At 58.3% G+C, this 20,740-nt stretch carries 16 protein-coding genes and 3 pseudogenes; 6 read left to right on the forward strand and 13 right to left on the reverse strand.

The window, feature by feature from the left end; genetic code table 11:
- The first annotated feature begins 88 nt into the window (after positions 1-88).
- Entirely contained in the window at positions 89-1,102 is a 1,014-nt protein-coding gene (locus ACUN0E_RS01915) for an IS110 family transposase (RefSeq protein WP_445565288.1), read from the forward strand.
- 573 nt (positions 1,103-1,675) lie between these two features.
- Here ACUN0E_RS01915 and ACUN0E_RS01920 read toward each other — a convergent pair.
- Complete coding sequence (locus ACUN0E_RS01920; protein WP_445565444.1) at positions 1,676-2,200, reverse strand: hypothetical protein; 525 nt, start codon at positions 2,198-2,200, stop codon at positions 1,676-1,678.
- Between the two features lie 534 nt (positions 2,201-2,734).
- Here ACUN0E_RS01920 and ACUN0E_RS01925 point away from each other — a divergent pair.
- Entirely contained in the window at positions 2,735-3,070 is a 336-nt protein-coding gene (locus ACUN0E_RS01925; RefSeq protein WP_445565445.1) for an HdeA/HdeB family chaperone, read from the forward strand.
- Between the two features lie 484 nt (positions 3,071-3,554).
- Here ACUN0E_RS01925 and ACUN0E_RS01930 read toward each other — a convergent pair whose 3' ends face one another.
- From ACUN0E_RS01930 to ACUN0E_RS01940, 3 genes are all read right to left on the reverse strand, one after another.
- Positions 3,555-3,839, reverse strand: a complete 285-nt coding sequence (locus ACUN0E_RS01930) for a hypothetical protein (RefSeq protein ID WP_445565446.1) — start codon at positions 3,837-3,839, stop codon at positions 3,555-3,557.
- 51 nt (positions 3,840-3,890) lie between these two features.
- Positions 3,891-4,367, reverse strand: coding sequence for a hypothetical protein (locus ACUN0E_RS01935; protein WP_445565447.1), 477 nt, complete (start codon positions 4,365-4,367; stop codon positions 3,891-3,893).
- A 657-nt stretch (positions 4,368-5,024) separates the two neighbouring features.
- The gene (locus tag ACUN0E_RS01940) at positions 5,025-5,336 is read right to left on the reverse strand and encodes a high-potential iron-sulfur protein (protein WP_133748478.1); all 312 of its coding nucleotides are present in this window, start codon (positions 5,334-5,336) and stop codon (positions 5,025-5,027) included.
- A gap of 788 nt (positions 5,337-6,124) precedes the next feature.
- Here ACUN0E_RS01940 and ACUN0E_RS01945 point away from each other — a divergent pair.
- A pseudogene (locus ACUN0E_RS01945) lies at positions 6,125-6,401 on the forward strand (DUF1840 family protein).
- Positions 6,402-7,259: 858 nt separating this feature from the next.
- Here ACUN0E_RS01945 and ACUN0E_RS01950 read toward each other — a convergent pair.
- From ACUN0E_RS01950 to ACUN0E_RS01970, 5 genes are all read right to left on the reverse strand, one after another.
- Positions 7,260-7,538: a hypothetical protein gene (locus tag ACUN0E_RS01950; RefSeq protein WP_445565448.1), complete on the reverse strand. Its 279-nt coding sequence runs from the start codon at positions 7,536-7,538 to the stop codon at positions 7,260-7,262.
- Between the two features lie 26 nt (positions 7,539-7,564).
- Entirely contained in the window at positions 7,565-8,017 is a 453-nt protein-coding gene (locus ACUN0E_RS01955) for a universal stress protein (protein WP_445565449.1), read from the reverse strand.
- 52 nt (positions 8,018-8,069) lie between these two features.
- Positions 8,070-8,255: a hypothetical protein gene (locus ACUN0E_RS01960; RefSeq protein WP_121113918.1), complete on the reverse strand. Its 186-nt coding sequence runs from the start codon at positions 8,253-8,255 to the stop codon at positions 8,070-8,072.
- A gap of 435 nt (positions 8,256-8,690) precedes the next feature.
- Complete coding sequence (locus ACUN0E_RS01965) at positions 8,691-8,840, reverse strand: hypothetical protein (protein WP_445565450.1); 150 nt, start codon at positions 8,838-8,840, stop codon at positions 8,691-8,693.
- Between the two features lie 889 nt (positions 8,841-9,729).
- Positions 9,730-11,388 (reverse strand): peptidoglycan D,D-transpeptidase FtsI family protein, encoded by a 1,659-nt coding sequence (locus ACUN0E_RS01970; RefSeq protein WP_445565451.1) that lies wholly within the window; start codon positions 11,386-11,388, stop codon positions 9,730-9,732.
- A 684-nt stretch (positions 11,389-12,072) separates the two neighbouring features.
- On the opposite strand from ACUN0E_RS01970, the gene ACUN0E_RS01975 reads away from it, so the two are divergent.
- On the forward strand, positions 12,073-12,477 hold the full coding sequence (locus tag ACUN0E_RS01975; RefSeq protein ID WP_445565452.1) for a BspC domain-containing protein: 405 nt from the start codon (positions 12,073-12,075) through the stop codon (positions 12,475-12,477).
- Positions 12,478-12,979: 502 nt separating this feature from the next.
- Here the strand turns inward: ACUN0E_RS01975 and ACUN0E_RS01980 are convergent.
- Positions 12,980-13,162, reverse strand: coding sequence for a hypothetical protein (locus tag ACUN0E_RS01980; protein ID WP_445565453.1), 183 nt, complete (start codon positions 13,160-13,162; stop codon positions 12,980-12,982).
- Positions 13,163-14,576: 1,414 nt separating this feature from the next.
- On the opposite strand from ACUN0E_RS01980, the gene ACUN0E_RS01985 reads away from it, so the two are divergent.
- Positions 14,577-15,287 (forward strand): DUF4396 domain-containing protein, encoded by a 711-nt coding sequence (locus tag ACUN0E_RS01985; RefSeq protein ID WP_445565454.1) that lies wholly within the window; start codon positions 14,577-14,579, stop codon positions 15,285-15,287.
- Positions 15,288-15,418: 131 nt separating this feature from the next.
- Here the strand turns inward: ACUN0E_RS01985 and ACUN0E_RS01990 are convergent.
- Positions 15,419-16,770, reverse strand: a pseudogene (locus tag ACUN0E_RS01990) (chloride channel protein).
- Positions 16,771-16,881: 111 nt separating this feature from the next.
- A pseudogene (locus ACUN0E_RS01995) lies at positions 16,882-17,250 on the reverse strand (MarR family winged helix-turn-helix transcriptional regulator).
- A gap of 517 nt (positions 17,251-17,767) precedes the next feature.
- Here ACUN0E_RS01995 and ACUN0E_RS02000 point away from each other — a divergent pair.
- The gene (locus ACUN0E_RS02000) at positions 17,768-18,538 is read left to right on the forward strand and encodes a DUF3047 domain-containing protein (RefSeq protein WP_445565455.1); all 771 of its coding nucleotides are present in this window, start codon (positions 17,768-17,770) and stop codon (positions 18,536-18,538) included.
- Between the two features lie 838 nt (positions 18,539-19,376).
- On the opposite strand, the gene ACUN0E_RS02005 is transcribed toward ACUN0E_RS02000, so the two are convergent.
- Positions 19,377-20,603 (reverse strand): tyrosine-type recombinase/integrase, encoded by a 1,227-nt coding sequence (locus ACUN0E_RS02005; RefSeq protein WP_445565456.1) that lies wholly within the window; start codon positions 20,601-20,603, stop codon positions 19,377-19,379.
- Positions 20,604-20,740 lie beyond the last annotated feature (137 nt).

Raw genomic sequence — 20,740 nt, forward strand, 5'->3', positions numbered from 1 at the left:
CGAAGCGAGTGCGGAAAGTAGAACTCGCGGTCGCCCGAATGTGCGAAAGTGAGGATGCTCGTCAACCGTTCTTCAAGGAGAATCTGAAATGAAACTCACGATCATCGGGATGGACATCGCCAAGCAAGTATTTCAACTTCACGCGCTCGATCCGCAGAGCGGCCAAGTTGAACGATTCAAACTCAAGCGCGCGCAAGTGCTCGAGTTCTTTGCGAAACGTGCACCCTCGATTGTCGTGATGGAAGCCTGCGGAAGTGCCCACGACTGGGCGAGACGATTGCAAGCCCTTGGGCATGAAGCGAAGCTCATATCTGCACGCTCTGTACGACCCTTTGTACTGCGGAACAAAACTGATGCGGCCGACGCGCGGGCAATCTGCACCGCTGCTCAACAGCCAGAGGCACGATTCGTAGCGGTCAAAAGCGAAGCTCAGCAAACAGTTCTGGCGATACATCGTTTGCGAGCTCAACTGATGAAGTTTCGCATCATGCAAACGAACGCATTGCGTGGCTTGCTGTACGAATTCGGAGAAGTGTTGCCCGAAAGCTATCGGGCCTTCAGCAAAGCATTCCCCGCCGCGCTTGCACGCGCCGCTGAACGTTTGCCCGCCATGCTAATCGACAGCCTGAGGGAACAATGGGCTCGCGCTCAGGACACCGATCGAGAAATGGCCGTTCTGGAGCGGCGCCTTGGCAGCCTGTTTCGCCACAACCCGGACTGTCAGAAGGTTGCCGATATCCCTGGTGTTGGGCTTTTGACTGCAACAGCGACCGTCGCAGCTATAGGCGACGTACGCACGTTCAAATCCGGCCGCGAGTTCGCCGCATGGCTGGGGCTCGTGCCGCGACAATCCGGCACCGGCGGACGGGTCCGGCAGATGGGTCTGAGCAAGCGCGGCGACACTTATTTACGCACGCTATTGATGCACGGTGCCCGCTCGGTGATCATCCAAGGCAAACGATCGGCTTGGGTTGATGGTTTGCTCAAGCGTAGGCCATTTAACGTAGCGGTTGCCGCTGTCGCCAACAAGTTAGCAAGAACCATCTGGGCGGTGCTGGCGCGACCGGAGAAATATCAAGCATCGCCGCCCGCTACCGCCTAGCTTCGGTTTATCGATTTACAACATTCACAACTTCCCCAAGGAGCGCAAGCACGTGCTGCATGATGGCTAACAGGTTGGACCGGGGCGAGGAAAACCCGATAGGGAAGATGAACCATTGTGTTCGATATGCAGATGAGGACCTCGCCAGCGAATTCCATTAGGGCCTGCAGGCAAATAACGACCTGCGCAAACGGGCCGGACATAAGCGTGCTGCCTAAACCTGCCAGTCAACATCGCAAAACTGTTTGCAATCCGGGAGGCGTCCACATAAGACCTTCCCTAGCGATCCAAAGTGCGCGAGGCTTGACGTCACGAACGTCATTGTTCAATTGATATAGAAGGCGTCTCTTCAGATTTCAGATTTCAGGTTTCAGGTTTCAGGTTTCTTTTGGAAAACACCATGGAGAAAGTATTTGTTAATCAACGTGTTTCAACGGACAGATATTTTTCTTTACCAGTATCCAAAGATTCCTGACATTAGTATCTTAAGTTTGTGTTCGGGCGCTGCTTCGGGTTCATTGCGGCAGTTGCCGCAGCGATCGATTATGCCGTCCCTACGTGGCGACGCGTCAATTAACAGGCGCGCCTGCTGCAACTGGCCCAGTCAGCATCTCCTGATCGGACTTCAGGTTCGGCGAGGGGCCAGCCGTCGAGAGCAGGTTGGTCGGCGCTATCCCTCATCAGCTCGGCGTTGAGCGCACTGCGAATCCCGAAGTCCTCGGAGTCGGGAATGCTCAAAGCCGAATCGGATGCGCTCCAGAGCGCGCCTTTCGACGACTCGAGTTCAGGTGTTCTGGAGAGAGTTTCCTGTATCGGCACGTTTTGATCGACCATGTCCGTATTGGCGCTAATGCTCTGGAAAATTGCCGTCAAATCGACCACGATGACGGCAAGCGCGGCGACCAGAAGGCACACGCAGCACCATGACGCGATGCCGGAATGGGGGTGCCTTTCAAGTGAGGTGCTCGTTCTCATCATTACTCCGGGCCGCCAGATGCCCGTGACATTGACCGCCTGACAAACAGGCTCGGGTTGCCGGGCACAGCGTTCGACCTGCCTGATTTTTGCAGCCTTGTATTTCGACATGACTGTAGCCATGCGGGTTCGCCACCATCGAAAGATTTCTGGTGAATGTGCACCGCCCAATCCCGCCTAATGTGTCGATCGACAAAAGGGGCGCTCCGGGTAGGCCGCCGTCTGTCGCTACGATACCGGCTTGCCAAGATCGAAAGGAATCGGAAATATTCGTTTCGACGAGCATGAACTCGATCAAACACCGGGACGTACCTGCTTATTAAGTTTCGCTTAAGGACGGTTGCTTAGAGTGGTTCGAGGCTTCCGCATCGGGCTGGCGGACGCGAACGTCCGGGCGTCCCTTGTTTTGTGGATCGGGACGACCTTTCGGGATCCGGCGTCCTCAGCCGGATCCACTTTTTTTATTGCCGGGAGACTGGCGTGTCGACGATAGAAGCGACCCGCCTGTCTCACAGGCCGCGCCCGCAGCGACTATCACCGGGTGTCGACGCGAGGGGGCGGGACAAGTTGAAATTCATCTCCCTGGTTCGCCTGCGACCTTGCGCACATCCGAACCAACTTCACTGATTCCAGTCGGTGCTATGAAGGAGGACCGTGATGAAGACGATCATGATTGGGGTGTTCGTTGTGGGCCTGGGTCTGTCACAGATCGGGTTCGCACAACCAGCGCTGAAAGTGCAACCTGCAAAAATGAAATGTGAAGATTTTCTGTCGCTGGCCGACAATTACAAACCCGCGTTGCTGTACTGGACGGCCGGCGTTGACCGGATGAACGTGAAAACGAATGACATACTCGTGGTCGACGCAGCAGACCCGGTGGGTTTGGTCGTTGACGAATGCAGGAAAGACCCAGGAACATCTTTCATGGGTAAGGTCCAGCAACTGACCAGGTCGGGACGTCTCAATGTTCTGGAGCATGGCGATCACCGCTAGACTGTTCCTGAGCGTCACCGCCCGTTCGCGGCTTGCTCTGCGAAACCTGGGTTCCTGAACATCCTGGGTTGTGATGTACCAGGGGTCTTGCTCCCGTCGGTAGGTCGCGGACCGAGGTGGAACGCGTGTGCGCGTTAATAAGTGATAATCCGTGACGCCCAAGGTATCGTCGGAGGGAGGCTGAGGTCCACTCCGGGAACGACGGCTTCGTTCGCTGTGGCGCCACGTACTGTCCGGTACGTGTGCTGTTTGACACTGTCAGCGAGGGTAACGTCGCCTCTCAGCAGGTACAACAAATACCCGGGACGAGCAGAGGCTCAAGTCGCCTGCGGCGCAGCCACTGATGCAGGCAGTGAGGTTCAGTCCCGGTGATCCGCAGCCTGACTTTCGTTTTGAACGACCAGTTAAAGAACTTCAGCGCTTTCTTGCCTTGTTCCGGCACGTCCGGTGTTGTATGAAGCAACACGAAAGTTGCGCCGACTGATTACAAACCACTCGTGTTGAGCCCCTCGGGATGTGTGCCGTCTATGATCGATCTTCCTTCTGCGAAACCGGCTTGTTCCGCGGCTTCAGCAGTAAGCAGATCGGCGACGGGATGGACAAAACTTACCCTCTGCGACGACCCGTAGCGAATGTCGGCCCCTGGGCGGGCGACGTAGCCGGCATAACCGAACGGTATGTTCGCCGGGTGAGGCGAATACTCAGGAACGGCGAGGACACGGATCGTAAAGCCGTTGTACTCGTCGAATTGCTCTTTTCCCTCAGCCATATCGGTCTCCGTCGTCATGTGCATGGAACCGCTGCTGCGGGCAAGTTCAGTTCAAGATCCCGTCGCACCAGTGAATAGCCCATGTTTTCGCGCAAGAAATTGCATCAGCTTCGTCAACGAATCGATCAATGTCGCCCGACTCGTGCGTTTCGACCCGGTCTTCATCGCTCCCGGGCCTGCGGGTGATTCTGGCCCTCGCGATATAACCTCCGCCGTCAACGCTTCGCGCGCGGCAATCAATGTGAAACGCTTTGTAATCGAACTGCATAGTCGTTCCCCCAGTATCGTTTTGTCGGATTGGTCGCCGCACACGACGATTTGAAGTATCCCCATGTTTCTTCGACAGATAGCTGCAGGATTGTTTCCATAGCCGTGCGCATGGAAAATGATGAGCAAGGCTTCTTGATCGACATGCGGGTTGCCCCGATCGCTGCGGCCGACATCGTGGATGTTTCTGTCAGGTTCACAAGGCAGTTGCGCCGCCTGCGGGAGAGACCGGGTATCCTCATCATCGACATCGACCGTCATCGCACACTGGCATATTCAGAACAGTCAGGCTCCTCAGCTCGTGTCATCGCAGTGAGATAGACCCATTCCGGTGTCCGCGTGCTCATACGCGCGGCTTACAGGGGGCTCGCTCCAGTTGTTAGTCCGGGGCAGTCAAGTTTCGTATCCTGGCGATGATCTGCGATACATCGGATTTGGAGACAAATGCTCGCGCATAGTGCGTGCCTGGGGTGAGGGCGCGACAACCCGCCTGTCGTCATGACCGGAGCCTGCGTATATGCCGCGTCGTTCGCGAATGCCTGCATGCTAAGGCCTCGCTTCCGAGGTATCAGATCATCCATTTCGAGCTTATGGTACCGGCCCGCACCTTTGCCGCCAGCGCAGGTCAATCTGGCACCGGAAACGGATCGCCGCGAGAGACCATACGGAGATGGCGTTCAAACGCAGGAGCACCGTTCAAGAATACATCCGGATGCAAGCGTCCATGTGAGGTAGACAAATTGAGATATCTTCAGCATGAAGCTCGTTGCAATCTTCGATACTGCGCGTCCTTGATGCGCAGCGAAACGGTATGCCCGAGAAAAACTGTCCTGGTCGATAACGTCGCTGAACCTGATCGTCGTTTCCCCGGCCTCATTGGCGATAGCCACCCGAGAATATGCTGTCGTGACTTTAGCATCAGGCTTTTTTCACGTATGCGCTGCACCATCCCTTTGAATCGACCAGCTTGCCACCATAAATTGGACACGGCCCGGTCGTGGCGCCCGGCTTGCCCTGATAGAGCTGACAATTGGCACACGTCTGGCCGGCCACGTATTTGGGATATTTCGTCTTTTCCACTCTTGTTGCGTCTGTCTTGTAGCCTAGCGCCTGAGCGGTTGGGTCGGTCTCCGAGAGCGCCGTAGCGTCGGCACGCGACTCGCCGGGCTGCAGAGTTGTGGAGGCCAGAGCCGCGGCAGCTATCATGAAGCGGCGACGGGATATTTGCATGCGGATGCTCCTTTCGTGATCCCTGACCAGTTGCCATTTGACACGTCGGCCGGTGCTAAACCTGCACCGTGATGGTGTTGGTGTACTTGCTTTCCATTGTGGCCGTGGGATGTCGTAACCGACCGAATTTTTTCTGCAGAGGTTGAGGTGGTGACGGCGGTAAGGCGCTCCAGGTCACATATTCGGCATCCTGACACGGATAAACGGATTAAGGGGACGGCAACGGATTCGGGAGCCCTCGCGAAGACCGGCCATTGCGTATCGGAGGCGGCTGTGACCTTCCGATAGCCGCATGCAATCCTCGTGAATCATTTGCGTGTTTATGTTGGGACTGCCATGGTCCAGGTTCGATCGCGCGAGAAACCGTTTTTTCAGTTTATGTCATGTCATGACGAATTCAAGGCCACCGGCATGTGGGTGCTCGTAGTGGGTACAATTGGATATCTTGACCGCATTGCGATAAAAACCTGGAGCAGACCTTCTTGTGGTCTGGTTACTGCAGGACTAGTCCGGGTGAATTTGCAAGAGAGATTCGCGCGGGGGCACTCACCCTTCGGGATGCCGCGCTTCTCCGACACTCAAAACAGGTCATCGTGGCGGCCACGGCCATCGACGCAGGAGACGATGGCCGGTTGCCCGGGTCGTGCTGCGTCGCAGTGCGAAAGACGTATTGCATCAGTCTTCCGGGGTGAGTCCGAACGGCTTGCCGGTGCGACGGCGCAATACAGGTCGAAGCAGGGAACCATTATGCTGACACGTTGCAAGCGCCCGCTACGCCCGATGTTGTAATGCTCAGGGCCCTCGCCCAGTATCTGCTGGGTCTGGTAGGCAAGTGGCTCGATACGCGTGGCGTCATCCTCCATGACGAGTTGCCTTGTGCAATCAGCCGTCTCGAAGCGGCGATTTCGGACGATGAAAAAGCGGAGATCGGCCTCGAATCGCTGCAGTATCCCCGCGAACGCCGTCGGGAATCCAGCCGTGGCATTTCGCAGCGGGCCTGGCCGTTTCTTGACATGATGCGCGAAGCCAGCAAATATACTGCCAGACATCATCGGGGGGCTGTAGACACCGTGTTGCGGCGCGAATTGATCCCGGTTGTGTGCGGCACCGCCTACTGAAGGACACCGGAATGAAGCGATGGATTGCATGGTGTGTGTTCGCGGCGGCTCTCGCTTCGTGCGACATCTGCGTACCGGCGTGGGCAGGCGGGCATTCCGGTCTTCTATTACAAGGTGTTAGCTCGGCGTCGTGCGAAGACAGGAACGGCTGTGAGCCGGTCGGGACGTGGGGAGCTACGCCAGCCAACGCAACGGCCGCCCGTTATTTCGCTGAAATTCCGGTGACGGTTGTCGGCGCGTGCGGCCATACGACACTCAATATGCTATCGAGCGGACCATTCATACTGGTGCAGTGGCCGGACGGCTGTTGTTCGGAAAGCAGCCGATGGCATATGGGTGGCACGCGTCAAAGCCCTACCGGCGACGACCAGCATGTGATCTTTCTCTGGCCCGCACTGTAGACGATCCGTCAGCGCGACGAACAATCCGAGTGATGCATCGTCCGGCCGCCGACGCTTGTCGCATCGGAGGCTAAGGTCCCGGAAAGCAGAGGGGAGATCACCGGACCGATGTTGCCAGCAGCGTCAGGGTCCGTGACGCGTGCGATTCCACCAGTGCCTGCCGGCCGCGTGCCGGAGAAGCCGTTCGCGAATATTGCTCCGGGGATCCTGAGCGATGACGAAAAGAACCACCATCGCCAGCACCGCAGCCGAAACAGCAATCTGTATGAGAAGATCTATGATCATCATCGCCTCCGCCATGGATGTGCGTTCAATAGAGAGGTCTTGGGTGCCTGGCGCACAGATCACCGTTACTGCACCCAGTGACGACTGTCCCGGTGTCCCGTATGCAAACGCCGGTCTGGCTATGTGACACAGACACGCGCGAGCGTCGTGTCGATATAGCGCTTCGCCATCGCGGCGGCGATTCTCAAAGCGTCTCCGGAACGATGGAAAATCCGTCGCTTCGGGTCACACAGGAGTTTTCTGTGCGCCCCGGTGCTGTCGTGCCATTCGATGACGGCCACCGATTGATAGATCGCGCCTAGCTCCAAACCTTCGCCGGCCACAGGATCAAGCTGCGCGCACGCGCAGAGCTGGAAACCCCTGTAGTTCTCGTATGAATGTTCGTTCATCGCGCCCATCCCGATTCGAATTCACGCAAAGATCGTCAGGCGGCCACCTTGAACAGGACGCCGCAAGATACGCGGTCGAGCAACAATGCGTGGTTTTCTCCCGTCCACCATCGCGCGAACAATCCGTGCGGGTGATGTCCAATGACGATCAGGTCAACCTTCAATGAATCCGCCAGGCGGGAAATCTGGTCAATCGCGTTGCCGACCGAATAATGTCCCGTTGCAGTCACGCCCCATGCCCGCAACCACTCAATACCCTCGCACAGTGTCTCTCGCGCGGCCTCCTCATCGACCTGGAATCTCATCGACGACAGCACGTCGAACCCGCTTGACCAGTATGTGCAGTCGAAGATCGAGAGCAGATGGGTTTCAGCCTGCAACTGCTGCGCAAGGGCCGCACCGCAGCGCAGCGCGATCCGTCCTTCCGGCGTGGCGTCGTAGCAGAGAAGGATCCGGTTGAATGGAGCCATGATGGATTCCTTTGCCAACTTTCGCGGTCTCGTCCATTCGAGAGAGCGAACCGGTTCGCCGCGAAATTGTTCAGGTGAACATCGGCACGGCCTCGATCAGCACGAAGCCCAGTAACGCGCCTACCGTTGCACCGAGCAGCTTGGGGTGCCAGCGCTGCAACTGCAGCATGTTGAGCAGGTCGCCAACCAGGATAGCGCCGAGCAGCGCAAATGAAATCAGCAGGTAGCTGATTTCAAAGTCGTTATTGATGATCACTGGGCCCCCTTCATGTCACGTGAGACTGTGTCGCCATAACTCTGAATGAAGTTCATTGCCGACGCGCCGTGGTCGCTTTCGCGGATTCAGGTTTCTTTGCTCCAGTTGCATTCTCGATGCATGCCGGATTCTGACGCGGACCTTCAAGTCAATTATATGTCACATCATGACAGGAATGATCAACTGTAGACCGTAAAATTCACCGTGGCCCGTGTTCTGGAATCGGGACAAATGGGTGAGCTGAACCATCCCCATTTTCCCGGGGTAAACCTGCCGCTTTGGCGCCGAACCGCGCACACGTCGGTATTAACGCTGCAAGACCGTCGGGCGTAAGATCCCTGCGCATTGAATGATGTCGGTTTCATAGCGTTGCCTTTGCCAGAAGGCTGAAACGTTTTGCCATAACGGACAGTAGCATCGTCTACACGCCCGGACTCAGTCACGCCGATCCGATCCACGGGTTTGCCGTGCATCAGCTTGACGATTCACGGAATCCGTTCCGAACAGCGCGGAGAGGCCGATGGCGATCACGCCTGGAACGATCAGACCAAAAAAGAAGAGAACCCAGTGGAAGTTGACGCTCATCGTCGTTTCCTGATCAGGTAAATTGGGCACTCGTCCCGCCCTGGTAGGTGGCTCCTGTAGCCGGCAGCCTCGTGCGGGAAATATTCCCGCGTCCGCGCACCTGCCTGCGGGCCGGCAGCCAGAAAATTATTCCGCACTGCCCCTTGAATTCACTCTCTCAAATAGGGCTGTATGTCACATCGTGATATTCTGTGACTATCCTTCGACGAAACTGATCCCAATTGAGGGTCGTTCTGTGCTCTTGAAATAAAAACTTTCGTCCAACGCAGCTTTGTCCCTATCATTTCTGGCTTGCCATAGCGGCGAAGATATCCCGACGCGGAACTACGTCTTCCGGTCCCAGGTCCATTACTGCGCGCTAACACAACCCGATCACTGCCTTAACCTTGAATCGAGCCGCCCACGCGCGAACTGCGATGGATTCCTTATCACCTTTGTTTGACTGAAAATTGTCTCTATTGTTCGCCTTTGCCGGCGCGCCGCGTGCGATCGCCGGCTCCTGAGAGGCAGCCGTCTCGATCGCCACGGGACAGGGATTGATAATCGACGCGATAACATCCATGCGTCGCATCAGCTTGGCGCTGGTTACTGAATGGGGAGGGTAACTGAACTGTTTACCGCCTTGAACTTGTTGCCATCAATCGCTCGGAAGAAATCGGAGAGGCGATCCAACTGACAGACCGGACGCGAACTGCCCGGATCGCCCTGCCTTTCGTTGTTTTGCGGAGGAGGGCGATAGTCTCAAGGGCTGGCATCAACCGCACGGTCGACGACATCAACTCGACATCGCACTGTACCTCGTGCCCCGTGCTTCAGCCGTCGACTCGACTGAATGCGTTAGCGGTAAATACCCGACGGGGTGCCACAACGTACTCTTCGCGATCATCTTTCATGTGACAGGACTCGACTCGCCGTGAACGAAGTAACGTTCCGGATTGTCTGGTGTGACGCCCAGCAGATTCATGGTTTTCTCGGCGATGTCGGAAAATACCGGCCCAGCCACTGCGCCGCCGAAATGCGAACCGCGCCGTGGACAGTCGATCGAAACCGCAATCACAACGCGAGGTTGCGTTGCCGGCACAACTCCGACAAAAGACGCCCGATACTGGCTGCGATCATATCCATGAGCCGTCCATCGATATGCGGTACCGGTCTTGCCCGCGACGGTGTAGCCCGGTACTGTGGCCTGAGGCGCCGTTCCATCCTCGGAGACAACCGATTCAAGCATGGTCAGCACTTGAGCTGCAACGTGCGGCGAGTAAACGCGCCTGCCTGGAAGGGATCCATCGCGCCGCATGGCGATGGTAGCGGGCACAAACACTCCGTTATTGCCGAACACTGTGTACATCTGCGCAAGTTGCAACAGCGACGTGGACAGGCCGTAGCCGTAAGACATGGTGGCCTGTTCGACGCGTCGCCAGTGTTGATAAGGACGCAGCGTGCCCTCGGCCGCACCCGGCAGTCCCGCATGCGGTGGACGGCCGAGACCGACCGCACGGAAATTGCTCCACATGTCGCGTGGTTTCATCAGCAGTGCGATTTTGCTCGTACCCACGTTACTCGACTTTTGCACGACGCCGCTTACGGTCAGTGTGCCGAAGTTCTTGTCGTCGTGAATCGTTACGCCGTCGAGATGCAGTCGGCCGCCGTTGGTTGGGACAATGGTGTGCGGTGAAACGTCGTTGCGCTGAAGCGCCAGTGCGATCGTGATGGGCTTCATCACTGAACCCGGTTCGAATACATCGGTTGCCGCGCGATTGCGCATCGCGTCAGCGGATCTCCTTCCGTGGAGGTTTGGATCGAAGCTCGGCCAGTTAGCCATGGCGAGAATCTCGCCCGTATGAACGTCCAGCACAATTGCCGAGCCTGACCGGGCGTCGGATCGCAGGACGGCATCATGCAACGCACGAAACGTCGCGTACTGGATGGGCCGGTCGATAGAAAGCGCCACGTCCTTGCCGGCGATCGGCCGCAGCAAGGCCAACGTATCGATGACCTGACCGCGGGCATTGCGCAGCACGCGGCGGCTACCGTCGGTCCCCATCAGCCGCTGGTTGTCGATTTTCTCGATCCCTTCCAACCCTTTGCCGTCGACGCCCACGAAGCCTGTGACATGTGCAGCAATATTGCCCTCCGGGTAGTACCGGCGGTAATCCGGTTGTGCGTAGAGCCCCGGCACACCAAGTCCCAACGCGCGTTGCGCGATGCTAAACGGCACCTGGCGCTTGAGGTAAGCGAATGATCGGTGAGAAGCGGAGATCGCTTCGATCCGTCCTGCGTCGAGATCCAGAACACTCGCCAACGCTTTTGCCTTGATATCGGAAAGCGGCGCGGAATCCGCAGCATCCATCCATAACGCGCGGGTAGGCAGGCTGAGCGCCAGCGTTTTCCCGCTGCGATCGAGGATGCGCCCGCGAGATGCATGAATGACGAATTCACGAACCTGCCTCGCCTCACCCTGCTTCCGATAGAAATCGTCGTTGATACCTTGCACCCACACTGCTCGCGCCGCAAGCACGAGAAAGCCCAGAGTGAACGCTGCACCCATCGCGTGGGAGCGCCATCGCGGCATGGTGCGAGATGTGATTGAGCGGGAGGAGAACTGCAAGGGCTTTGAGCGCAGGCGCATTGGGCTATTTTCGGAGAAGCGGCTTGCATCAAGTTCGCAAGAACCAGTGCAGGCCGTAGCTACATGAGGTAGCCGATCATTGCTGGTGAAGGCAACTCTTTACGAAGGCGACATAGATTTGGTCTGCCGAGCGCGCTTCGAAAAACTCCACCGTTGTTTGCTGAATGCCGCGAGTGATCTTGACGCCAATCGGCACATCCCGAAACAAAGTTCTGCCCTGCAAACGCACCGTTGCTCCAATATGTGTGCGGTGCAGGTGACGCGTGCTTCGCTCCCACCTGCCCGCAATACATTCGACCACGGACGAAAGACTTTTCTCCGAGACGCCGGAATATTGCGGCGCTCCGGAGAACACCGGATCAGGTCGGGAACACGACGCGACAACGAGGCAAATACTCGCCAGGAGCAGGAGTCTGAGCCCGGTTGCTCGCAAGGCGTATCCGTCGTCATGATGCGCCGGTGAGCAGCCAGGTTGCTTGGACGCACAAACGCCTCCGCTGCGAAATAGGTGGCAAATGCGGGCTGATTGTTCGAGAAGCGCGTGTATACTCATGTGCCGTCATGCTGTTCTGAAGTTACCCGCATCCGCGGGCACCCATCCCCATGAAGCTTACCACCGTCATTTTCCTGCTTCTCACTTTCAGCTGGATCTGCCTGCGTGCAAATGCGCAGCCGCAAGTGGATATCCCGGAAGACTATGCCTATCTACGTCGCATGCATGTGCCCGATGTGGTTGTTAATTGCGTGGCCGCTTTCGACCGCTGGGTTCGAACTACACCACGATATGACCTATTTGTTATCTCGGAGCGCCGCGCTCTGACTGCAAAAGTACTATCCGGTAAGGCCATTACGAGCGATACGGCGGCACTGCCGATCGACACCGTCGTGAAGACGCCGGCCTTCGCCAAAGTACGCGGCAAGTATGTATGGGTTCCGGTCAAGGCGACGTGCAAAGTGTGGCACGGACACGTCGTGGGACTGACGGCCCAGCCAACCACCGTTCGATGATGAACGAGCCGTAACCAGCGCGGCTTGTGCGACCAGGGGAACGAGTCCGATCGTGAGCCAAGGTGCGTTTGGTTCCGGGGTCGATTTTGGACTCCTGCTAGCCGGCAAGCTTTGCGAGACGCGGCTTACCTTTGCGGTCAGATATCCCCGACCCGACGCACGACAAGCGGGCGTATGCGTGCACCATTGATGTCACCCGGGTCAGCACGCAGGCCCCTGTTGCCGCGGCATCCAGACATGTTCCATCCTTCACTCGGATTGCCCAGTGAATCGCCGCCGAACCATCCGGCGGCCAGTTGACCCGGCTGGCAGCGTATCCTTTCGCCTTCCACGGTATCCACGGACCGTCAAGAGCTCATCGACAGAAGTTATCCAGTACCGCACTCCACCGACGGCGCGACCTGACCTGAGTCCATCACGACGGTGGCCACGATTTGTTTCAACATCAAGATGCCGTTTCCAGGGACATAACGATCCCCGGAACGTCAGCGTCTCACCGGGTTCAAGAGCCTCCGTGCCAGTGGTGGCCTTTGCGCTCGGGGCCGATCCCGATCGCCGGTGCCGCATAATAGCCGGCGGCGAATATAGATGCGTCGTCGAGCGCCGGGTCTGACCCGTGCGGCAGGGCAGCGATGCAGCCTGCAAAGCCGATCATCCGTGCGAAAACACCCAGAAGTCTGATCATGATTCTCCCGCTTTCACGAGGCACATTTTGGAGATGACCGGCGGTTTGCTGGCCCGTATTCCGTTTTCAGGGGCGTGTCAGCCGGCTGTCGCGAAGCAGGTCGGCGTAACCACACCCGCGACGAGCTTACATTCAGTCGCGGACAGCCGAAAGGTGGAGAACCCGGATGCCCTCGCCGGGCGCCTTGGCGCGACCCCGCGCATGTGGCGATCGGGAGTGCGAAAACGAGGCACAAATCGTTTCCTGGTTGCGCATCCTGGCCGCGGGTTCGACAAGTCTTCAAGACGTTGGCCGGTGATTACGCCGCGATCCGCGGCCATTGGATCTGGCGGAAAACGACAGGCTTGTTTCGTCGACTTGCAGTGCGGTTGCATTCTCGACCCAAACATTGCGGCGGTATCCTAAGGCAACTTGGTCCTTCGTTGACCATAGTAAGCTTCCGGGCAGTTTCCATGCAGGATCACGTATGTACAGACAGGGTTCGGATGTTTCAGAGAAAATCCATGTGCCGTCTAGGGTTGCGGGGTAGAAGATCTCTTCTGGGTGGTCTCGCGTTGGGACTGTTTTCGGCATCACTTTACGCAGTACCACCGTCGCCGTTAGACCCCCGAGTGACCCAGTCGACCATTGCACGGACTATCTGCGACCGCGATTACCTCGCGAAGGTTATGCCGTCGGTCGATGAGCGGATAGTTCGCAAGAGTCAGCTTCTTGCACAGCGCACCATTACGCCTGAGTTGGCGCCCGACTATGCGCTTGACTTTCGCGTACCAGTACTGCTCGGCGGATCGCCGGACGCGACGGAGAATTTCGGGCTGATTCCGTGGGATGGTCCAGACGGGGAGCGAAGAAAGCGCCGCTTCTCTGTTTTCCTTAACCGCTGTGTATGCGCCGGCGAACTGCCACTGACGAGGGCCCAGGCTGCCTTGTCGGGAGACTGGGCAAACAGGTATTCGAATCTATGGGTGTTGAAATGCACGGGCGTGACCGACGCGAGGTGAGATACGACGTGTGATGCGGGGCCGCACGAACTTCCGGTCTTCATCCATCGGGTAGCAGGGGCCAACATCGCTCGGACCAGCTGCAGAATGGGGCTTAGCTTGCCGCCTTCTACGGCGCCGCAGCTTCACGATCTGTTTTTGGAAAACCCCGCTGACTACGACTGCGATGCCGCCTTAACTGGCTAAGGTACGTCCGGCACCGGTTATCAACGCGCCGCGAATTTGTCGCGGCAATGCCCGACGCTCAGGGTGTGCTGCGGTACCGTAACCAGTTCACTGTTTCGTCGTGCAAAGTGCAATCCGGGCGTCCGTCCGACGCCGAGCGTGGTTTAAAGGCCGACTGACCGACGAGGACGATCCTTGCTGCTGATGCCGTCTAGCGTTGCCAGCACAGATATTTCCGGGAGCGAACAATGAGCTACGGCACTTTCCCTGCCTGGTTGCATGACCTGTCAACTGCATGGATTTCGTTGGGCGCGATTTGTACCGTTGTAATCGCCGCTGACGAGGTAAGACACCCTCAAAAGATGTGGATAATGAACCTGGTCTGGCCCCTGACCGCTTTATTCAGAACCGTTTTCTGGCTAACTGGCTACTGCGCATGGGGGCGAAACGCGTCGACGAGCATGGCGAACAGTTCAGAGCCACCATTTGCAGCAATGGTGATGAACAGAACGAGCCATTGCGGCGTGGGCTGTACGCTGGGGGACATCATCACTGAATGGGCTGCATTCGCCTTCCCGGCTGGCGGTCCGGTTCGGATGGCACAGGCTTTTCGACGAAAAAACCTTCGCCGTCTGGATCCCGGATTTCATCGTCGCTTTCCTGCTCGGCATCGTCTTCAGTACTTCACGATCAAACCAATGCGCGGCCTGTCGGTCGGGCGGGGTGTGATCGCCGCCGTGAAAGCTGACTTCGCCTCGATAACAGGGTGGCAGATCGGCATGTATGGATGCATGGCTATCGTCCAGTTTCTGTGGCTCAGGCCGTTATACGGCGGCGTCGCGGGTGTCGCGAGCCCCAAGTTCTGGTTCGCAATGCAGTTTGCCATGCCCGCAGGATTCGCCACCAGGTATCCCGTCAAATGGTGGCTGATTCGCCTGGGTGTGAAGGAGAAGATGTAAATGGAAGCTCCGGCCCTGAGGGAGCATCCCTGTCCGCAGCCCAGATGGCCGCACAATAATTCTGTACAGGCGACGTTTGTTGCGAGCTCAAGCGGCCGCATTCACCAGTCTGGAACAGCGGCAGTTCGGGATCATTCCCGACGCTGGTGTTCCGCGACGGCAGGTTTCGGTGCGTCGCTCGGGGTGCGATAGCGCTCCGACAGCGCTTCGTACAAAGCAGGGGCAAACAGCTTCGACACCTGGCTTGCTATCAGCGCAGTCGCCATCAGCGAGATGACGAGCGCATGGCCGTTGATCATTTCGATGACAATCACGAACGCGGTAATGGGGCTCTGTGTCACGGCTGCCAGATAGCCGACCATGCCGAGGGCAATCAGCATCGGAAGCTGCATCTGGCCGAATATCAGGTGCAGCGCATTCCCAATTCCCGCACCGATGGCAAGCGACGGTGCAAACAGGCCGCCTGGCGCCCCCGGCAGATACGACCCAACCATCGACGCCATCTTGAGCAGCGGATAGGTGGCGCCGAGCTGCGCTCGTCCTTCCAGCATTGCACGTGCCTCAGCGTAGCCGCTACCGAATGTGTGTCCACCCGACGCAACGCCAATCACAGCGACGATCATGCCGCAGACAGCACCGAACGCGACCGGCTGGCGGGCGCGCCAGTTCGTGACAGAAGTCGGCAACCAGCGGCGGGTATTCAGTAGCAGCCAGCAAAACAGGCCGCCTGCGACACCCGACACCGCGCCGATCAGCAGGACCGCTACGGCGAGCAGATCTGGAAAATGGCCGCCTACGTCGATCGTTCCAAAGTAGGTATAGTTTCCCTGCAGTCCCAATGAAACGACACCGGCGAAAATAATGGCGGTGATCAGCACGCCACTCGTGCGCTGTTCGAAGCTGCGGGTCAACTCCTCGATGGCAAAAACGACACCAGCAAGCGGTGCATTGAAGGCCGCCGACAAGCCGGCAGCAGCCCCCGCGAGCGCGAGCCTGCGCTCGAGCTCGTACCGCGAATGGCCCGGAATCGCTGCGGATAAAAACGCCGCAGATTGAACATTAGGGCCGCGCCAACGTGAATGGTTGGGCCTTCGCGGCCGATCGTGAATCCACCCAGTATTGACAGAAATGACACGAGTATCTTGCCCACCAGAATCCTGATGCTGAGAAGCCGGGGAGCGAGAGTGCCGTCGTCATGGAGTGTCGCGATTACCTGCGGAATGCCGCTGCCTTCAGCCCCCGGAAAATAGCGTCGGGTTAGCCAGACGCCTGTCGCTCCGATGACGGGCGTAACCGGCAACGGAAGCCACCAGTAGCGTGTCGCATACAACAGGAAAGTGTTGTATCCGAAGTCGATCAACTGCGCGTAGAGGACGGCAAGGAGGCCAGTCACGATGGCGCCCAGCCAGAACACACCGTAGTGCAGCCATAGCCGCCGGCAACGTTGTATTGCACGTTTGTCGATAAGTTCTGGAATATACATGCCGCCACCGCTGGAAACGCATCAGTATAGTAGATATAGCACAACGTGCCATATCTGGGCGCGGGCCGCGTATGACAACGCGGCCGCCGCTGGTCTGCGCAAAAGCGACATTCATGGCTGTCCAGTCGTTTTGCCAAATGCCCAGCCAAAAGACTCGATCTCCGGTTTGTGCAGCGCTGCCAGTTTCAACAGGCGTCGGTCACCCTTTACCGTGAGATGGACCGGTACCTGGCGTCGGTCGGCTTCGCCAGGTTTGCGAATCACCAGACCAGCGGATTCGCAGCGCGACACCAGGGCGGCTGTGCCATTGGGCGCCGCCTGCAGCCGTTCAGCCAGTTCGCCCACGGTTGCCCAAGACCGGCCGGGGAAACCTCTGACCTACAGCATGAGTTGATACTGCAAAGGCGTAACCCCCGCAGCATGAGTGACTTCTTCTGAAAACCGCAGGAAGCGTCGCAGCCTGTAGCGGAACTCGGACATCGTCTCCAGATCTTCTTTACTCAGTGTTTCAGGCAAAGCACCTTGCGCGAACTCATGTGCTCTCCGGGCTATCAATCATGTTTGAGATATTGAGCGCGGCGCATCTGTCGCCGCACCAACAAAAAATGCGTTCAGCCAAGGCGTCGATACAGCCGAGATGAATCGATGCTCGTTTGGGATTTTAAAGTGAGTCAGGCAAAGATGTGAACAGGTCAGACAAGCAGGCTGATGGTTACGCTTCAGCTGACAAGTAATGCTGTTATGTGGCTGGCGAAAGTGGGCAGCGTGCTGCCGATCATCGTCAGAATTGTCGCGCTCTATGGAGTATGAACAAGGTACGCGCTGATGTTCTGCAGCGCATAAAGCAGAGGATTTTTGGGTTAGCGATCGCGGGCGATCTTGCACGGCCTTGTACAATGATCGAGGCCACGGTCGCTAACCAAAAAATCCTTGCTGAAATGCCGTGCGCTGCGCCGACTACAATGGATGCCAGCCTAAAGACGGAATGCGACCAGCCATGCATTTTTCCTCGATCCATCAAGCGCGGAAACGAACGGTCCGGCCAGTCTGGATCGCCGCGTGCATCGTACTCCTTCTGTTGCCACCGGCCCTCCTTGCCCAGGACGAAAAACCGGGCATTGCCTTTTCCATGACCGAGGCCGCCGCACCACTGCCCGCAGGCTGGAAGAACTTGCCGGTCGCGCACGGCAAGCCCATGACGCAATACACGCTCGTTGACGACGGCCACACCACCGTCCTGCAGGCGGACGCGAACCGGTCTGCCTCCGCGCTGATGCACGAGGGTAATATCGACCTTGTCCGCACGCCCGTCGTGGCATGGCGCTGGAAAGCAGAAAAACCGATCGCGGGCGCCGACAACCGCGTCGGATCGAAGGAAGACGCGCCTGCGCGACTGGTGTTCCTATTTGATGGCGACAAAAGCAAACTATCGTTTTTCGACCGGGCCAAGATGGACCTGGCAAAGCGCCTCGGTGGCGAAGAACTGCCCTATGCCACGCTGATGTATATCTGGTCGACCACCGCTGCGCCAGGCACCGTCATTGCCAATCCCCACACGAACCGCGTAAAGATGATCGTGGTCTCTGGTCTGTCCGGCGATGCGGGTCAGTGGCAAAGCCTGCGCCGCAATATCGTGCAAGACTACGAACGGGTCTTTCACGAACCGCCAGGACGAATCACCGGCTACGGGCTGCTGACCGATACCGACAACACCGGTACTTCAACACGCGCCTGGTACGGAGACGTCGAGTTCCTGACAGGGCCTTGATAACGCAAAGCCATTGAACTAACTGGGCCCATCGGTACGATGCGAGTGGCTGTCGTCGAGCACTTTCGCCGTGCGACTGTCAGTCGCGACCATTCTCCCTGGGGCAACGACAACTTTGTGACGGCACGGGTCAGCGGGTACAACCCGCCATGAACCGCCATTCGTTACATCGCCGCCTATGGCAGAAGCTTGGCTGATTGCTATCGATACGCTCAACCGCGCGAACTGGTGTGACGCCTGGTACGTCAGCCAGCGCAACCCGGTCCGATCGCAAACGCCATGATACCGATGGACTCGAGCGTCTGGCGTTGGTTAATGTGGGATCGCTTCTAGTCTTCGCCCTTGCGACACTCGGCCGGGCTCCTGTGTTCGTCAATCCAGTCGATTGCTCATTTGTACGGCATCCGCCTCGTTGCCGAAGTCTCCAAAATCGCCCGACTCATGTACTTCGTCCAGATCTGCCTCCGATAAATAATCCTGGGAGGGCTCTATGCTGGCACGCGCAAAGTTACTGGCCGAGCGAACGCTCTGGAGTTACATCAATGTGGCATGTCCGATATAAAGATTGCACGATTCGCCTCCGAGAGTCATGCCAACAGCACGTCAAAGGTGACGCCGGCCAAAGTAGTTGTCGCTGACACGACCGGCCGTGGTGCTTGACGCTGTCTAGTTCAGCATCGCGACGCTTCGGGGGCATCTCCGTTTGCTCAGGTTTAAAGGCTCCGGTGCCAACCATACGTGGCAGCGATCCGTTCGCTGGCGGACACAACCGGTCGCGAGCGCAACGGCCTTACTGCCCAAGGCGGAGCGAGTGGCCCGGCCCATCTCGGACGGAAGTTCAGGCGCGGTTCTTCGTGGGAGCAGGCTCAGCGGCGGGCTGCTGCTCCCAGTTCATCCGGTGGCGTCCTACCGTTTCACGATGACGTTTGTCCTCTTCCTCATGCAGGTAGAGGCTCGTGGTGTTCAGTGACACATGACCGAGATTGTCGCGCACCGTGCGCAGGTCGACACCCCCGTCGGCCTGGTGCGAGCCCGATGTATGTCGCAGCCAGTGCGCCGATGCACGGTCCAGCTCGTCGGCGCGATCGGTGAACTCAGGTCCGCGGGCGCGCAGCCACGCGGCGGCGTTGCCGAATACGCTTTTGATCGCGTCATGCATGGCTGAGCGCGACATGCAGCGGCTTTTTCCCCGGAACGGGATGACCAGCGGCGTCGCGTCGGCGCGGCCTGGCAGTGGCGGCAGACCATTCGCCTGGCGGTAGCGGGCCAGCTCGGCGACCAGTTCGGGCGAGGCGGGGACGATCCGTTCCTTCTCACCCTTGCCGATGATGTCAAGCCACCACTGCTCGCGTCCGTCGGCACCGAGCCGGCGCGAGAAGTCGCCCATCCTGCCGGCGGCAACCTCGGAGAGCCGCATACCCTGCAGGTAGAAGAGGGTGGTCAGCCAACGGCAGCGGGCGTGGTACGCCTGCTGGAGGGCGGTGTCCCGCGGCAACTCCCCGACGAAGGCCTTGACCTCATCCCACAACGCGATCGACAGGTAGCGCGTGACACGCGGCGACGCGCGTTTTGCGCGCTGGCGCAGCAGCGCCAGCGGGTTGCCGCGCAGGTAACCGGCATCCACCAGCCAGGTGAACATGCCATTCAGGATGGTGTGTGCCTGGCGCTGGCTGGCCGGTGAGAGCGGGCCGTTGAACGGCCGCCAGCGGGCGTCGCCGCGTGGGTACTTGCCACCACCCGCCGATACCCAGCGGTCTGCGGGCTGCGGGTCGACGAGGAACGGCCTGTAGCGCAGCAGATCCTCGTGCGTGAGCGAGGACAGCGGCTTGCCGGACTGCACGACGGCCCATAGCAGCAGCCGTTCGGCTTCCTTGCGGTAACTGTCGAAGGTCGTCTTCGTATCGGCGTAGTTGGCAAGCCACGCGCGCACCGCGTCCAGGTCATTGCGGGCCGCCAGCTGCGAATTGCGGGCGTCGCCGCGGTTGGTGCCGTCGCGACCATCGAGGCGTTCCGGAATGACGAGGGATTCGACCGTCTGGATGGACGCAATCTGGCTGTTTGACACGGTTCGGGCGATTTCCAAGGGTGCAACGCGGCGTTGGTCGGATCATTCGGCGCCTTACACGACATTATAGGCCTAATGTCGTGTAAGACGCCATACACGTTGTATATTTTGCGTTTTACGTTGTATTATCAATGCTA

Source organism: Paraburkholderia sp. D1E (assembly GCF_052682275.1).

Coding starts and splice junctions, on each gene's coding strand:
- ACUN0E_RS01980 (WP_445565453.1), bottom strand. CDS start 13,162: ATGATCAGACTTCTGGGTGTTTTCGCACGGATGATCGGCTTTGCAGGC.
- ACUN0E_RS01950 (WP_445565448.1), bottom strand. CDS start 7,538: ATGGGCGCGATGAACGAACATTCATACGAGAACTACAGGGGTTTCCAG.
- ACUN0E_RS01940 (WP_133748478.1), bottom strand. CDS start 5,336: ATGCAAATATCCCGTCGCCGCTTCATGATAGCTGCCGCGGCTCTGGCC.
- ACUN0E_RS01965 (WP_445565450.1), bottom strand. CDS start 8,840: ATGAGCGTCAACTTCCACTGGGTTCTCTTCTTTTTTGGTCTGATCGTT.
- ACUN0E_RS01985 (WP_445565454.1), top strand. CDS start 14,577: ATGAGCTACGGCACTTTCCCTGCCTGGTTGCATGACCTGTCAACTGCA.
- ACUN0E_RS01970 (WP_445565451.1), bottom strand. CDS start 11,388: ATGGGTGCAGCGTTCACTCTGGGCTTTCTCGTGCTTGCGGCGCGAGCA.
- ACUN0E_RS01915 (WP_445565288.1), top strand. CDS start 89: ATGAAACTCACGATCATCGGGATGGACATCGCCAAGCAAGTATTTCAA.
- ACUN0E_RS01930 (WP_445565446.1), bottom strand. CDS start 3,839: ATGGCTGAGGGAAAAGAGCAATTCGACGAGTACAACGGCTTTACGATC.
- ACUN0E_RS02000 (WP_445565455.1), top strand. CDS start 17,768: ATGCATTTTTCCTCGATCCATCAAGCGCGGAAACGAACGGTCCGGCCA.
- ACUN0E_RS01920 (WP_445565444.1), bottom strand. CDS start 2,200: ATGGCTACAGTCATGTCGAAATACAAGGCTGCAAAAATCAGGCAGGTC.
- ACUN0E_RS01975 (WP_445565452.1), top strand. CDS start 12,073: ATGAAGCTTACCACCGTCATTTTCCTGCTTCTCACTTTCAGCTGGATC.
- ACUN0E_RS01935 (WP_445565447.1), bottom strand. CDS start 4,367: ATGACGGTCGATGTCGATGATGAGGATACCCGGTCTCTCCCGCAGGCG.
- ACUN0E_RS01925 (WP_445565445.1), top strand. CDS start 2,735: ATGAAGACGATCATGATTGGGGTGTTCGTTGTGGGCCTGGGTCTGTCA.